Source organism: Leclercia sp. W6, from assembly GCF_003336345.1.
In the GTDB taxonomy this organism is placed as follows: Bacteria; Pseudomonadota; Gammaproteobacteria; order Enterobacterales; family Enterobacteriaceae; genus Enterobacter.
The window spans coordinates 4,613,093-4,627,491 of sequence record NZ_CP031104.1; the positions used below are offsets into that span (position 1 = coordinate 4,613,093).

15 protein-coding genes and 1 tRNA gene are annotated in these 14,399 nt (G+C 54.7%); 11 read left to right on the forward strand and 5 right to left on the reverse strand.

What is annotated here, in order from left to right; translation table 11 throughout:
* The first annotated feature begins 31 nt into the window (after nucleotides 1-31).
* Nucleotides 32-691, forward strand: a complete 660-nt coding sequence (locus tag DVA43_RS22755; protein ID WP_114316857.1) for a hemolysin III family protein — start codon at nucleotides 32-34, stop codon at nucleotides 689-691.
* Nucleotides 692-781: 90 nt separating this feature from the next.
* Here DVA43_RS22755 and ygfZ read toward each other — a convergent pair whose 3' ends face one another.
* Nucleotides 782-1,762, reverse strand: a complete 981-nt coding sequence (gene ygfZ, locus DVA43_RS22760; protein ID WP_114316858.1) for a tRNA-modifying protein YgfZ — start codon at nucleotides 1,760-1,762, stop codon at nucleotides 782-784.
* A 302-nt stretch (nucleotides 1,763-2,064) separates the two neighbouring features.
* On the opposite strand from ygfZ, the gene sdhE reads away from it, so the two are divergent.
* Nucleotides 2,065-2,331, forward strand: a complete 267-nt coding sequence (sdhE, locus tag DVA43_RS22765) for an FAD assembly factor SdhE (RefSeq protein ID WP_103176875.1) — start codon at nucleotides 2,065-2,067, stop codon at nucleotides 2,329-2,331.
* Nucleotides 2,312-2,725, forward strand: a complete 414-nt coding sequence (locus tag DVA43_RS22770) for a protein YgfX (protein ID WP_103822769.1) — start codon at nucleotides 2,312-2,314, stop codon at nucleotides 2,723-2,725. The genes sdhE and DVA43_RS22770 overlap by 20 nt, the downstream gene beginning before the upstream one ends.
* A 4-nt stretch (nucleotides 2,726-2,729) precedes the next feature.
* Here DVA43_RS22770 and fldB read toward each other — a convergent pair whose 3' ends face one another.
* Nucleotides 2,730-3,251 carry a flavodoxin FldB gene (gene fldB, locus DVA43_RS22775; RefSeq protein WP_103176873.1) on the reverse strand — a complete coding sequence of 174 codons (522 nt, stop codon included), beginning with the start codon at nucleotides 3,249-3,251 and terminating at the stop codon, nucleotides 2,730-2,732.
* Nucleotides 3,252-3,321: 70 nt separating this feature from the next.
* Here fldB and xerD point away from each other — a divergent pair, with 70 nt between their 5' ends.
* The 5 genes from xerD (at nucleotide 3,322) to lysS (ending at nucleotide 9,438) form a co-directional block, all read left to right on the forward strand.
* On the forward strand, nucleotides 3,322-4,248 hold the full coding sequence (gene xerD / locus DVA43_RS22780; RefSeq protein ID WP_255584722.1) for a site-specific tyrosine recombinase XerD: 927 nt from the start codon (nucleotides 3,322-3,324) through the stop codon (nucleotides 4,246-4,248).
* Nucleotides 4,249-4,269: 21 nt separating this feature from the next.
* The gene (gene dsbC, locus DVA43_RS22785; protein ID WP_114316859.1) at nucleotides 4,270-4,983 is read left to right on the forward strand and encodes a bifunctional protein-disulfide isomerase/oxidoreductase DsbC; all 714 of its coding nucleotides are present in this window, start codon (nucleotides 4,270-4,272) and stop codon (nucleotides 4,981-4,983) included.
* Between the two features lie 5 nt (nucleotides 4,984-4,988).
* Complete coding sequence (recJ, locus tag DVA43_RS22790; protein WP_114316860.1) at nucleotides 4,989-6,722, forward strand: single-stranded-DNA-specific exonuclease RecJ; 1,734 nt, start codon at nucleotides 4,989-4,991, stop codon at nucleotides 6,720-6,722.
* Between the two features lie 90 nt (nucleotides 6,723-6,812).
* Nucleotides 6,813-7,911 (forward strand): peptide chain release factor 2 gene (gene prfB / locus DVA43_RS22795; protein ID WP_103176869.1). Its coding sequence is split into 2 segments (ribosomal slippage): nucleotides 6,813-6,887 and nucleotides 6,889-7,911, totalling 1,098 coding nucleotides; the frame shifts between segments, so codons are not numbered across the junction.
* 9 nt (nucleotides 7,912-7,920) lie between these two features.
* On the forward strand, nucleotides 7,921-9,438 hold the full coding sequence (gene lysS / locus DVA43_RS22800; RefSeq protein WP_103822764.1) for a lysine--tRNA ligase: 1,518 nt from the start codon (nucleotides 7,921-7,923) through the stop codon (nucleotides 9,436-9,438).
* Between the two features lie 46 nt (nucleotides 9,439-9,484).
* Here the strand turns inward: lysS and idi are convergent, their stop codons facing one another.
* The gene (gene idi, locus DVA43_RS22805; protein WP_114316861.1) at nucleotides 9,485-10,036 is read right to left on the reverse strand and encodes an isopentenyl-diphosphate Delta-isomerase; all 552 of its coding nucleotides are present in this window, start codon (nucleotides 10,034-10,036) and stop codon (nucleotides 9,485-9,487) included.
* A gap of 184 nt (nucleotides 10,037-10,220) precedes the next feature.
* On the opposite strand from idi, the gene actS reads away from it, so the two are divergent.
* Nucleotides 10,221-10,958, forward strand: coding sequence for an amidase activator ActS (gene actS / locus DVA43_RS22810; RefSeq protein ID WP_114316862.1), 738 nt, complete (start codon nucleotides 10,221-10,223; stop codon nucleotides 10,956-10,958).
* An 80-nt stretch (nucleotides 10,959-11,038) separates the two neighbouring features.
* Nucleotides 11,039-11,112, forward strand: a tRNA-Gly gene (locus DVA43_RS22815).
* A 755-nt stretch (nucleotides 11,113-11,867) separates the two neighbouring features.
* Here DVA43_RS22815 and DVA43_RS22820 read toward each other — a convergent pair.
* Nucleotides 11,868-12,167 (reverse strand): hypothetical protein, encoded by a 300-nt coding sequence (locus DVA43_RS22820; protein ID WP_062773082.1) that lies wholly within the window; start codon nucleotides 12,165-12,167, stop codon nucleotides 11,868-11,870.
* Between the two features lie 372 nt (nucleotides 12,168-12,539).
* Between DVA43_RS22820 and DVA43_RS22830 the strand changes: the two genes are divergently transcribed.
* Nucleotides 12,540-13,660, forward strand: a protein-coding gene (locus DVA43_RS22830; RefSeq protein WP_087451024.1) for an IS3-like element ISSen4 family transposase whose coding sequence is annotated in 2 segments (ribosomal slippage) — nucleotides 12,540-12,798 and nucleotides 12,798-13,660 — 1,122 coding nt in all. Because the reading frame shifts where the segments join, the coding sequence is not laid out codon by codon here.
* 45 nt (nucleotides 13,661-13,705) lie between these two features.
* On the opposite strand, the gene DVA43_RS22835 is transcribed toward DVA43_RS22830, so the two are convergent.
* Complete coding sequence (locus DVA43_RS22835) at nucleotides 13,706-14,377, reverse strand: EAL domain-containing protein (protein WP_063215959.1); 672 nt, start codon at nucleotides 14,375-14,377, stop codon at nucleotides 13,706-13,708.
* Nucleotides 14,378-14,399: the final 22 nt, after the last annotated feature.

The following is a 14,399-nucleotide window of genomic DNA, read 5'->3' on the forward strand; positions in this document are numbered from 1 at the left end:
ATTATTCACTTTTGTTTTCCCGGAGTTATCTATGGTTAGCAAACCATTAACCACACAGGGATATTCGCTGGCTGAGGAGATAGCCAACAGCATTAGCCACGGTATTGGCCTGGTGTTTGGCATCGTTGGGCTGGTGTTGCTGCTGGTGCAGGCCATCGACACTAACGCCAGCACGCTGGCGATCACCAGTTACAGCCTCTACGGCGGGAGTATGATCCTGCTGTTTTTGGCCTCCACCTTGTACCACGCCATTCCCCATCAGCGGGCCAAGATCTGGCTGAAGAAATTTGACCACTGCGCCATCTATCTGCTGATTGCCGGAACCTATACGCCGTTTTTGCTGGTGGGGCTGGATTCACCCCTGGCGCGCGGGTTGATGATTGTTATCTGGAGCCTGGCGCTGCTGGGGATCCTGTTTAAGCTGACCATCGCGCACCGCTTTAAGGTGCTGTCACTGGTGACCTATCTGACCATGGGCTGGCTGTCGCTGATTGTGATCTATCAGCTGGCGGTAAAACTGGCGGCGGGCGGCGTGACATTGCTGGCGGTGGGCGGAATTGTCTATTCGCTGGGGGTCATTTTTTACGTCTGCAAGCGCATCCCCTATAACCACGCTATCTGGCACGGGTTTGTACTGGGCGGCAGCGTGTGCCATTTCCTGGCGATTTATCTGTACGTCGGGCAGGTTTGATTCCGCTTTGCCCGGCGGCGCTTCGCTTGCACGGGCCTACAAAATCCGTAGGCCGGGTAAGGCGAAGCCGCCACCCGGCACTCACAGGCGTTACTCTTCCAGCGAATACGGCAGCGGCTCGATGCTTAACGTATTCACATCCTCACGCACGCGGAACACGCTGTCTGGCTCCATATCATTATTCATCACGGCCTGAACCAGCAGGCGGCCATCGTCAAGCTGAACGGCAGCCAACACGGTGCCGGTACGGCGCCAGTTGTCACCCATTTTTAGCTCCAGATCTTCACCAGCTTCAGGTACGCGGCTGGCTTTACCCGCCAGATACCACAGCGCGCGTTTGTTGGCGCCGCGGAACTTCGCACGTGCCACCATCTCCTGACCGGTATAGCAGCCTTTTTTAAAGCTGATACCGCCGAGCGCCTGCAGGTTGGTTGCCTGCGGAATAAACTGCCCGCTGTTGGCCGCCTCGATAACCGGGATGCCCGCTTCAATGTCCAGCGACAGCCACTGCTGGCTGTTATTTAACTGCGCTTCGCCACGCACGGCCTGGGTCACGCGCTCGGCGGTAGCGACATCGGTTACCAGTAAGAAACGCTCTGCCGGATGTTCAAACCACAGCAGCGAAGTAGCCCCGTCGTTAGTGACCTGTTTTTCTGCATCAGGCAGTTCACTGAACAGGTTTTTCAGCGCGGCGCGCGCCTGGAAGCCCGCCACACCCAGCAGCACCAGCTCGTCATCGGCCGCGATGGTCACTTTCGAGAATACCGCATACTTTTTCAGCTCGGTGAGCTGGGCGTCGCGCAGGCTACGATGTTCGATCAGGGCAAAACCATCCTGACGACGGAAGAGGCGCAGGTTGCTCCACATCTTGCCTTTGGGATCGCAGTGCGCCGCCAGCAGATGCTGGTGTTCGGTCAGCTGACTGACATCCGCGGTCACCTGGCCCTGCAGGTACTTTTCGCTGTCCACGCCGACGAGGGTTGCCAGCGCCCAGTCATCAAGGGTCATAAGCGTCAGCGGCAGACGCGCAGAGGCGACAGGCTGGCGCGGAGAAAAGGGTGTAAATGCCATATTGATGTCCTGAATTGCTTAACGCTTTGATAATGCCTAATGGTAAAAGAGACTGTAGCCATTGCAAGCGGTTTCAACAGGCTATTCGTGCCCTTAGCCTAATCTGCGTAACGCTACGCAAAACAGCTGAACACGCTTATTTATTGTGTTTTTTTGTGGAAGCCTGCTCCTGGAACGTAATATTCCAGTAATGAAACAGCAAAAACACGTTACACTAAGAGCCGTTTCTTCCCGGTTGAGCACGTTTCTCTGCCGATACGAACGGAACACTGCCTGAACTCAACGTTATGCAGGAATCAGACATGGACATTAATAACAAAGCCCGCATTCACTGGGCATGCCGTCGCGGCATGCGCGAACTCGATATCTCCATCATGCCGTTCTTCGAATATGAATATGACAGCCTGAGCGATGAGGATAAGCATCTCTTCGTCCGCCTGCTGGAGAACGACGATCCCGATTTATTTAACTGGTTGATGAATCACGGCAAACCTGCCGACGCCGAGCTGCAACGGATGGTGCTTTTAATTCAGACACGGAATCAGGAACGTGGTCCTGTGGCAATCTGATCTACGCGTCTCATGGCGCGCCCAGTGGATGTCGCTTCTGCTCCACGGCCTGGTCGCGGCTGTTATTCTTTTGATGCCGTGGCCGCTGAGCTACACCCCATTATGGCTGATGCTACTGTCGCTGGTGGTGTTTGATAGCGTACGCAGTCAGCGGCGCATTAACGCCCGTCAGGGTGAAATCAAACTGTTTATGGATTCCCGTCTGCACTGGCAAGACAGCGAGTGGGAAATTGTCGGCACGCCGTGGATGCTGAAATCCGGCATGATGCTCCGCTTACGCAAAGGCGCGGGTCAGCGCTGCCATCATTTATGGCTGGCGGCAGACAGTATGGATGAAGCGGAGTGGCGGGATCTGCGTCGGATGATGTCGCACCAGCCGACGCAGGGGCGGTAGTGGTTTAGCTGAACTGCTCCGCCATTTCGCCAAGGATTTGCTCGCACCAGCTCTGCAGGCGCTCTTCACTGAGGTCATACTGGTTGGTTTCATCCAGGGCCAGCCCGACAAACAGTTCTCCGTCGGCGATAATCGGTTTCTTGCTGGTAAACTCATAGCCTTCTGTCGGCCAGTAACCAATGAACGTCACCCCTTTCGGTGCCAGCTTGTCATGCAGCATCCCCAGCGCGTCGAGGAACCACTCGCCGTAGCCCAGCTGATCGCCCATACCGTAAAGCGCGATAATTTTGCCTTCAAGCGCCAGGGAGTCGAGCTGATCCCAGATGGCTTCCCAGTCTTCCTGCAGTTCACCGAAATCCCAGGTCGGGATGCCGAGGATCAGCACGTCGTACTGCTCCATCATCGAGGGGGCATCATCTTTGAGATTGTGCAGGGTGACCAGTTCCGGGCCGATAATGTCGCGAATTTTCTCTGCGGCCATCTCGGTGTAGCAGGTGCTGGAACCATAAAACAGACCAATATTCATCGCTAAAATGTCTCAATACTTGCTATGACTTTGCGAGTAGTGTACCAGAAACAAGACCCATTCAGGCATAATGCCCCATTGCAGAACGAAAGAGGCGGACGTGGAAAAGGATCTCTCACTCATCGAACAGTTTCTCGATGCGCTCTGGCTGGAGAAGAATCTTGCCGAGAACACCCTCAGCGCCTACCGACGCGATCTGGCGATGCTGGTGGCATGGTTACACCATCATGATCTCTCTCTGACCACGGCCCAAAGCGACAATCTGCAGGCGCTGCTTGCCGAGCGGATGGAAGGGGGATATAAAGCCACCAGTTCCGCGCGGCTGCTGAGCGCCATGCGGCGTCTGTTTCAGCACCTTTACCGCGAGAAGATACGCCCTGATGATCCCAGTGCGGCACTGGCGTCGCCAAAATTGCCCCAGCGTCTGCCAAAAGATCTCAGCGAAGCACAAGTTGAGAGATTATTACAGTCGCCAGTGGTTGACCAACCGCTGGAGTTACGCGATAAAGCGATGCTCGAAGTGCTTTATGCCACAGGGTTGCGCGTGTCTGAACTGGTCGGGCTGACGATGAGCGATATCAGTCTGCGCCAGGGCGTGGTACGGGTGATCGGCAAAGGCAATAAAGAGCGTCTGGTGCCGCTGGGCGAAGAGGCGGTTTACTGGCTGGAGAACTATCTTCAGCATGGCCGCCCATGGTTGCTGAACGGTGTCTCCATTGACGTGCTGTTTCCCAGCCAGCGCGCGCAGCAAATGACACGTCAAACCTTCTGGCATCGCATCAAACATTACGCCACACTGGCGGGTATCGACAGTGAAAAACTTTCGCCGCACGTTCTGCGTCACGCGTTTGCGACCCATCTTCTGAACCACGGCGCCGATCTGCGCGTGGTCCAGATGCTGCTTGGGCACAGTGACCTGTCAACGACGCAAATCTACACGCATGTCGCGACGGAACGCCTGCGGCAGCTACACCAACAGCATCACCCACGTGCGTGATGACTTGTAACAGGAACCAATATGAAAAAGTCTTTAGTGCTGTTCTCTCTGCTGGCAGCGTCATTATCCGGTCTGGCGCATGCTGACGATGCGGCCATTAAACAGTCTCTGGCGAAGCTCGGTGTCACCAGTAGCGAAATTCAGCCTGCGCCCGTTGCGGGCATGAAAACGGTACTGACCAACAGCGGCGTGCTGTATGTGACCGAAGACGGTAAGCACTTTATCCAGGGGCCGCTGTACGACGTGAGCGGCGCGCAGCCGGTTAACGTTACCAACCAGATGCTGATGAAAAACCTGAACGCGCTGGAAAAAGAGATGATCGTCTACAAAGCGGCGCAGGAAAAACATGTCATTACCGTCTTTACCGACATCACCTGCGGCTACTGCCACAAGCTGCATGAAGAGATGAAAGACTACAACGCGCTGGGGATCACCGTGCGCTATCTCGCCTTCCCGCGTGCGGGCGTGCAGAGCCAGCCTGAGCAGGACATGAAGGCCATCTGGTGTGCGAAAGATCGCAACAAAGCCTTTGATGATGCCATGAGCGGTAAAGGCGTTCAGCCTGCCTCCTGCGACATCGACATTGCCAATCACTACGCGCTGGGCGTGCAGTTTGGTGTGACCGGTACGCCTGCGATCGTGCTGAGCAACGGCTACGTGGTGCCGGGCTACCAGGGGCCGAAAGAGATGAAAACCTTCCTTGATGCGCACCAGAAACAGTTTGGTGGTAAATAATTCGCGTGAAATCTTCGACACAACTTCGTCGTCGTGAAGTGGACGAGAGCGCCGCGTTACCCGCGACGCTCCCTCCGCTGTTGCGTCGGCTGTATGCCAGCCGTGGTGTGCGAAATGCAGATGACCTTGAACGCAGCGTAAAAGGCATGCTCTCCTGGCAGCAGCTTAGCGGCGTCGAACGCGCCACCGATCTGCTGTACAACGCCCTGCGGGAGGGGACGCGCATCATTGTGGTGGGGGATTTTGACGCCGATGGCGCCACCAGTACCGCGCTGAGCGTGCTCAGCCTGCGGGCGATGGGGTGCGACAACGTCTCATATCTGGTGCCGAACCGCTTTGAGGATGGCTATGGCCTGAGCCCGGAAGTGGTGGATCAGGCTCACGCCCGCGGCGCGCAGATGATCCTGACGGTGGACAACGGGATCTCCTCCCATGCCGGGGTTGAGCGCGCGCATGAGTTTGGCATCCCGGTGCTGGTCACCGATCACCACTTGCCTGGCGATACCTTACCGGCGGCAGAAGCGATCATTAACCCCAACCTGCGCGACTGCGACTTCCCGTCGAAATCGCTGGCGGGAGTGGGGGTGGCCTTCTATCTGATGCTGGCGCTGCGTACACGGCTGCGTGATGAAGGGTGGTTTGACGCTAAAGGTATTGCGCCGCCTAATCTGGCGGAATTCCTCGATCTGGTGGCGCTGGGCACCGTAGCGGACGTGGTGCCGCTGGATGCCAATAACCGTATTCTGACCTGGCAGGGTTTGAACCGCATTCGGGCGGGAAAATGCCGTCCGGGTATCAAGGCGCTGCTGGAGATCTCCAACCGGGACCCGCTGCGGCTGGCGGCCAGCGATCTCGGCTTTGCCCTTGGCCCGCGTCTGAACGCTGCCGGACGTCTGGACGATATGTCGGTGGGCGTAGCGCTGCTGCTGTGCGATAACATCGGCGAGGCGCGCGTGCTGGCGAACGAGCTGGACGCGCTGAACCAGACCCGCAAAGAGATCGAGCAGGGGATGCAGGCCGAAGCCCTGATCCTCTGCGAAAAGCTGGAGCGCAGCGGCGACTCGCTGCCCGGCGGGCTGGCGATGTATCACCCCGAGTGGCATCAGGGGGTGGTGGGCATCCTCGCCTCGCGCATTAAAGAGCGTTTTCACCGCCCGGTGATCGCCTTTGCCCCTGCAGGCGACGGCACCCTGAAAGGCTCCGGGCGCTCGATTCAGGGGCTGCACATGCGCGACGCGCTGGAGCGCCTGCATACGCTGCATCCGGGGTTGATGATCAAATTTGGCGGCCACGCCATGGCGGCGGGACTGTCGCTGGAAGAGGCGAAATTTGACCAGTTCCAGCGCCTGTTCAGCGAGCTGGTTACCGACTGGCTGGATCCGGCTCTGCTCCGGGGCGAAGTGGTCACCGATGGCCCGCTGGCGCCGGCGGATATGACCATGGAGGTGGCGCAGATGCTGCGCGACGCCGGTCCGTGGGGACAGATGTTCCCGGAGCCGCTGTTTGACGGACGTTTCCGCCTGCTGCAGCAGCGGCTGGTGGGTGAACGGCATCTGAAGGTGATGGTAGAACCGGTTGGCGGCGGCCCGCTGCTGGACGGTATCGCCTTTAACGTGGATACCACAATCTGGCCTGATAACGGCGTACGCGAAGTCGAACTGGCCTATAAACTGGATATTAACGAGTTTCGCGGCAACCGCAGCCTGCAAATCATCATTGACCATATCTGGCCACTTTAGCATCACTATTCCGCTATAAAAAAGGGCGTGAATCCGGTACAATTCCGCCCTTACACCGCATTTTTACTCGTCCATAAAAGAAAACAGACCATGTTTGAAATTAATCCGGTAAAAAACCGCATTCAGGACCTCACCGAGCGCTCCGACGTTCTTAGGGGGTATCTTTGACTACGATGCCAAGAAAGAGCGTCTTGAAGAAGTAAACGCCGAGCTGGAACAGCCGGACGTCTGGAACGAACCTGAACGCGCACAGGCGCTGGGTAAAGAGCGTTCCTCTCTCGAAGCTATCGTAGATACGCTGGATCAAATGGCGCAGGGTCTGGATGATGTTTCCGGGCTGCTGGAGCTGGCCGTTGAGGCCGACGACGAAGAGACCTTCAACGAAGCTGTCGCAGAGCTCGATGGGCTGGAAGAGAAGCTGGCACAGCTGGAATTCCGTCGTATGTTCTCCGGCGAGTACGACAGCGCCGACTGCTACCTTGATATCCAGGCCGGTTCCGGCGGTACAGAAGCGCAGGACTGGGCCAGCATGCTGACCCGTATGTATCTGCGTTGGGCTGAAGCCCGCGGCTTCAAGACTGAAATTATCGAAGAGTCTGAAGGCGAAGTGGCAGGCCTGAAATCTGTCACCATCAAGATTATTGGCGATTACGCTTACGGCTGGCTACGTACCGAAACCGGCGTACACCGTCTGGTGCGTAAGAGCCCGTTCGACTCCGGCGGTCGCCGTCATACCTCGTTCAGCTCCGCCTTTGTCTATCCGGAAGTGGACGAAGATATCGACATCGAAATCAACCCGGCAGATCTGCGTATCGACGTCTACCGCGCATCCGGTGCGGGTGGTCAGCACGTTAACCGTACGGAATCTGCGGTGCGTATTACCCACATCCCTACCGGTCTGGTGACTCAGTGCCAGAACGACCGTTCCCAGCATAAAAACAAAGACCAGGCCATGAAGCAGATGAAAGCGAAGCTTTATGAGCTGGAGATGCAAAAGAAAAATGCTGAGAAACAGGCGATGGAAGATAACAAGTCTGATATCGGCTGGGGCAGCCAGATCCGTTCTTACGTCCTTGATGACTCCCGCATCAAAGACCTGCGTACCGGTGTCGAAACCCGTAACACGCAGGCGGTGCTGGATGGCAGCCTGGACCAATTTATCGAAGCAAGTTTGAAAGCAGGGTTATGAGGAACCAACATGTCTGAACAACAAGCACAGGGCGCTGACGCGGTAGCCGATCTTAATAATGAACTGAAAACCCGCCGCGAGAAGCTGGCTGCGCTGCGCGAGCAGGGCGTGCCGTTCCCGAACGATTTTCGTCGCGATCGTACCTCAGACCAACTGCACGCTGACTTCGACGCTAAAGAGAACGAAGAGCTGGAAGCGCTGAACATCGAAGTGGCCGTTGCTGGCCGTATGATGACCCGTCGTATCATGGGTAAAGCCTCCTTTATTACGCTGCAGGATGTTGGCGGCCGCATTCAGCTGTATGTTTCTCGCGACGATCTGCCTGAAGGCATCTACAACGAGCAGTTCAAAAAGTGGGACCTGGGCGATATCCTGGGCGCCAAAGGCAAGCTGTTCAAAACCAAGACCGGCGAGCTCTCCATCCACTGCACCGAGCTGCGTCTGCTGACCAAAGCCCTGCGCCCGCTGCCGGACAAGTTCCACGGCCTGCAGGATCAGGAAGCGCGTTACCGTCAGCGCTACCTGGATCTCATCTCTAACGATGAATCCCGCAATACCTTCAAAATTCGCTCTAAGATCATGGCCGGTATCCGCCAGTTCATGGTTAACCGCGACTTTATGGAAGTGGAAACCCCAATGATGCAGGTGATCCCGGGCGGAGCCTCCGCGCGTCCATTCATCACCCATCACAATGCCCTGGACCTGGACATGTACCTGCGTATCGCGCCGGAACTGTACCTGAAGCGTCTGGTGGTGGGCGGTTTCGATCGTGTATTTGAGATCAACCGTAACTTCCGTAACGAAGGCATCTCCGTGCGTCATAACCCAGAGTTCACCATGATGGAACTCTATATGGCCTACGCGGATTACAAAGATCTGATCGAGCTGACCGAATCCCTGTTCCGCACCCTGGCGCAGGACGTTCTGGGCACCACCGAAGTGCCGTATGGCGAAGAGGTGTTCGACTTCGGTAAGCCGTTCGCTAAGCTGACCATGCGTGAAGCGATTAAGAAATACCGTCCGGAAACTGAGATGGCGGATCTGGATAACTTCGACTCTGCGAAAGCGATCGCTGAGAGCATCGGTATCAAGGTTGAGAAGAGTTGGGGTCTGGGCCGTATCGTGACCGAGATCTTCGAAGAAGTGGCCGAAGCGCACCTGATTCAGCCAACCTTCATCACCGAATACCCGGCTGAAGTTTCTCCGCTGGCACGTCGTAACGATGTGAATCCGGAAATCACTGACCGCTTCGAGTTCTTCATCGGTGGCCGCGAAATCGGCAACGGCTTTAGCGAGCTGAACGATGCAGAAGATCAGGCGCAGCGTTTCCAGGATCAGGTTGATGCGAAAGCCGCAGGCGACGACGAAGCGATGTTCTTCGACGAAGACTACGTGACCGCCCTGGAACACGGCCTGCCTCCAACGGCGGGTCTGGGTATCGGTATCGACCGTATGGTGATGCTGTTCACCAACAGCCACACCATCCGCGACGTGATCCTCTTCCCGGCGATGCGTCCGGTAAAATAAGTCATTGTTGATAAAAAGCCCCGGCGTATAACGCGTCGGGGCTTTTTTATTGCCTGGCGTTTGCCGCGAAGCGAAGCAGGGTGTCTCTCGCTGCCTGGGCTTCCATCACCATCCACGGGCTGAACGCCCAGGGAGTGGCCTCCAGCGCGCCGAGCATCGCCTCCAGCGTTACCCACTGATAATCCATCACTTCGTCGCGGTTGATGATCACGGTGTTAACGGCGAGCGCCGCGAAGACGGGGCAGATCTCATTTTCGACAATCCCGGAAGGATCGGTTTCGCAGTAGCGGAATGCCGGTGCGACCGGGCAGATCCCGGCGATCTCTGCGCCCACTTCATAGCGGCAGCGGCGGATCATGGCCTGCTCCAGAGATTCCCCCTGTTGCGGATGTCCGCAAACGGAGTTGGTCCAGACGCCGGGCCAGGCTTTCTTGCTCATGGCGCGACGCGTAACCAGCGTCTCCCCCCTGGCATTGAATAACCAACATGAGAAGGCCAGATGAAGAGGGGTGTGCGAGGTGTGTGCGGCGTACTTTTCCTGTGTGCCAATAACCGTTCCGTGGTCGTTAACTAAAATGACGTGTTCGTGCGTTCCCATTGTAGCTCCCGTGCTGAAATTACCGGGCGATACTGACCTGTTAGCATTCCAGTAAGTTCAGCACGGCCTGGCTGGGCGATTATATCGTAATCGCTGCTAAACGGGTTGTCGCTCAGGGTGCTATTGGCATCCTGATTGAGACTGTTATGATAGCGCTGCCATTCACGTTGACCGAGGTACTGTTTTGTTTGCAGGAAGCCCGACGAAAAACCCTGTTTCTGCTCTGTTTTGCCTGACCCTGGCCCTGTTGCTGGCGGGATGTGCGGGCAGTAAATCATCGGATTCTGGTCCTGTGTATACCGTTAAACGCGGTGATACGCTGTACCGTATATCACGTGCAACCGGCACCAGCGTGAAGGATCTGGCGCGCCTGAACAATATTTCCCCGCCTTACACCATCGAAGTGGGGCAAAAGCTGAAGATTAACGGCAGCAGCAGCACGGCCAGAAAATCCTCCTCAAAGAGCAGCGGTAAAACCGCCGCGGTCACCCCTTCTTACACCGTACCTAAATCCTCCTGGCCGCCTGTCGGGCAGCGCTGCTGGGTCTGGCCTGCCAGCGGCAAAGTGGTGATTCCGTACTCCACTGCGGAAGGGGGAAACAAAGGCATTGATATCGCCGGCACCCGCGGCGCGCCGGTGTATGCCTCCGATGCAGGCAAGGTGGTCTATGTCGGCAACCAGCTGCGGGGTTATGGCAACCTGATCATGATTAAGCACGGCGAGGACTACATCACCGCCTATGCCCATAACGACACGATGCTGGTGAATAATGGGCAAAACGTGAAGTCAGGGCAGAAGATCGCCACCATGGGCAGCACCGGATCCAATACCGTGGCGCTCCATTTCCAGATCCGCTACCGGGCGACGGCTATCGATCCGATCCGCTATTTACCGGCACCAGGTGGTAAACCGAAGTGCTAAGTGATTATTTAATCGCCACTTAGCGAGCCGGTCTCTTGTCAGCAGAGGCGTAAGGTCTATAATGCTTTACGCACCTCAACGCGGGCGTAGTTCAATGGTAGAACGAGAGCTTCCCAAGCTCTATACGAGGGTTCGATTCCCTTCGCCCGCTCCAGCATCTCCCCAGGTGGAACCGTTCGAAAAAACTCCGGTTCTTTCAGCATGTTACGCAGTAGTGCTTACTAACATGCTGAGGCGTTCTACCATAGTTCACTACTTTGAGACTTGTCACGAATGGTTACTCGGTGAGATGAGAGTGTAGCCAATCGTCGGCGGTGGTTTCAAGTTCTTACCGCGATAGCCCAACAATGAACGCAAAGCCTACACCAGGCAGCGACGGATCGCACTTCTCATAACCTTACAGTGAAGCGCATTTTTTGCCGATGCTCCCCCATGCCACACGTCGTGATGACGTTGCAGGGAATAAACAGGTTTATGGTGGTGATGCTCCGGTAGCTACAGATCCGGCTCTGCCAGCGGTTCGGCCTCGCTCCTTCGGGTACATGGTCATCCTGATAAACTTCACTGTCTGACATAACCCTGATGAAGTCGCCTAACGGCTCCGCACGTTGTCTTACCACCAACGGGCATTATGGCTTCTATTCTCTAAAATCTGTGAGTTGGGCATTTTCTGCACCCTGGTTAACCTAAGATTAATCTGAATAAATCAAGGGTGAGTATGGTTACCGGGAACAGACAGATTCAAGAGGAATCACCTGAAGAAGAGTTGGATCGCTTGCTGGACGAGCTTGCACTCACACAGGAACAACGGGAGTTTATCGAATCTATGCGGCAAGAGGACGGGGATAAAACCAACGGGGAGTAATACCCTAAAGAAAAAGGGGCATTGCGCCCCCGTCAAGAAATTGGTTAGGCTTCTTGAGCACATTCGCTTTGATACTGTCGCCAGTACATTTGCGCAAAGTCCATAAACTTCGAGAAATCAGCCTTACTTAGTTCTTTGTTGGCTCGGATAATGTTGCATACAGCAATGTGCTCTTTCGCTGCTTCGTCCTTGTCGGCAATGTCTTTAAAACGTAGCGCTATTGCACTTTTCACCTCAAGGATCGCATCTAACCGTTTCTCAGATAGCCGTGGGTGTTTTTCCTGCAACTCTTCTTGATAGAGTTCAATGTCTTGCTTGATTGAATAAGAATTGTATGTCGCCATTTTATCTCCTCGTTCGTTATGGTTATTTCAAAGCCCGTAGCCACATCATAAGCAAATGAAGCTGGCTTCCTGTCATGGCAGGGATTCGGACGGTTTTACCGTTGCTTACGTTGCACATCGCGAGCGCTAACGTCATAATGCTGCTGTTCGGCATTTCCTTCTCTCCGTTGGGAATGTTGAGTACGGCGGGGGCGGGCTTCTTGGTGGTTGGCTGCCCCTGCCACTTGTTGATCAACTGCTCTTCTAAGGTTTGTTGGTAACAGGTGAAGCTGTATCGTCGTCCCTGCAAATTTCACCACTTTGACCTGCTCCCCGTTGATTAGTACACCCCGATGTTAGTAATGTCTTCATAAGCCACATGAGGACATCCCCATGAAGAAGCGTTTTTCCGACGAACAGATCATCAGTATTCTCCGCGAAGCCGAAGCTGGGGTACCCGCCCGTGAACTCTGCCGCAAGCATGCCATTTCCGATGCCACGTTTTACACCTGGCGTAAGAAGTATGGCGGTATGGAGGTGCCTGAAGTTAAGCGCCTGAAGTCGCTTGAGGAAGAGAACGCCAGACTCAAGAAGCTGCTTGCCGAAGCCATGCTGGATAAAGAGGCGCTTCAGGTGGCTCTTGGGCGAAAGTACTGACGACAGACCAGAAGCGGGAAGCCGTGATGTTGATGTGTGATGCGACCGGTCTGTCGCAACGTCGTGCCTGCAGGCTTACAGGTTTATCCCTGTCGACCTGCCGCTATGAGGCTCACCGTCCGGCTGCTGATGCGCATTTATCAGGGCGCATCACTGAGCTGGCACTGGAGCGCAGGCGTTTTGGCTACCGTCGTATTTGGCAGTTGCTGCGCCGTGAAGGGCTTCATGTTAATCATAAGCGCGTGTACCGGCTTTATCACCTCAGTGGCCTGGGCGTAAAACGCAGAAGACGTCGTAAAGGGCTGGCAACAGAACGTCTGCCGCTGCTCCGTCCGGCGGCGCCCAATCTGACCTGGTCGATGGATTTCGTCATGGACGCACTTTCCACCGGTCGCAGGATCAAGTGTCTTACCTGCGTCGATGATTTCACAAAGGAATGCCTGACGGTCACTGTTGCCTTTGGGATTTCAGGCGTTCAGGTCACGCGTATTCTGGACAGCATTGCACTGTTTCGAGGCTATCCGGCGACGATAAGAACTGACCAGGGGCCGGAGTTCACTTGCCGTGCACTGGATCAATGGGCCTTTGAGCATGGTGTTGAGTTGCGCTTAATCCAGCCGGGCAAGCCAACGCAGAACGGATTTATTGAGAGCTTTAACGGACGATTTCGCGATGAATGTTTGAATGAGCACTGGTTCAGCGATATCGTTCATGCTAGGAAAATTATTAATGACTGGCGGCAGGATTATAACGAATGCCGCCCGCACTCCACGCTGAATTATCAGACACCGTCTGAATTTGCAGCGGGCTGGAGAAAGGGTCATTCTGAGAATGAAGATTCCGACGTTACTAACTGAGTGTTGTATCTAATCGTGGGGCAGGTCAAAGGAAGATGATTCGAGCTATACCAAGGAAACTACGTTCTCAAATGGGATGGATTTAAAAAGATAACCCTGTAACCCCCAAATGCCTACTTCACGCAAGATTTCCATACTTTTTCTATCCTCAATGCCTTCAATAATAATTTTATCGCAGTATTTTTTAATTAATACAATTAATTCGTAGAAGGTTGGTTTTTTCACCTGCTCATTAAAGAAAATGCGATCTATTTTTACTACTTCAAAGTAACCTTCTATCAAACTAACTACATTCGAATTACCTGCCCCAAGGTCATCGAGCCACAGCCCATTCACACCCTGGCTCAGCGACTTTAACAAGGGGTTTTTTAATCCTTTATCTAAACCTAGGAAATTCTCAGAAAGCTCAAGTTTGATGAATGGCATCGATTCGAAAGTTTGTCTAAGTATGTAGTCATGACGTATCAGAAAAGCCATTTGCTGATCAATGTTCAGTGTACAAAATAGATTCTTTCGTTCGAACCACATTTGCATACTGGCAATGTTTCCGCATTGTTCGTATAGGAAAACCCGTTTCCTATCTAAATCCCAAGATGAAATTACGAACTCAGGATGAAGGGGGCGTCCATCTGGGGAAATGAAGCGAGTGAGAAGCTCAACGCCCAACAACTTTTCGTCAATGCTTACTATAGGTTCAGCAATGAATGTAGTATCCATAACAAACACCTTAAATTTCTAC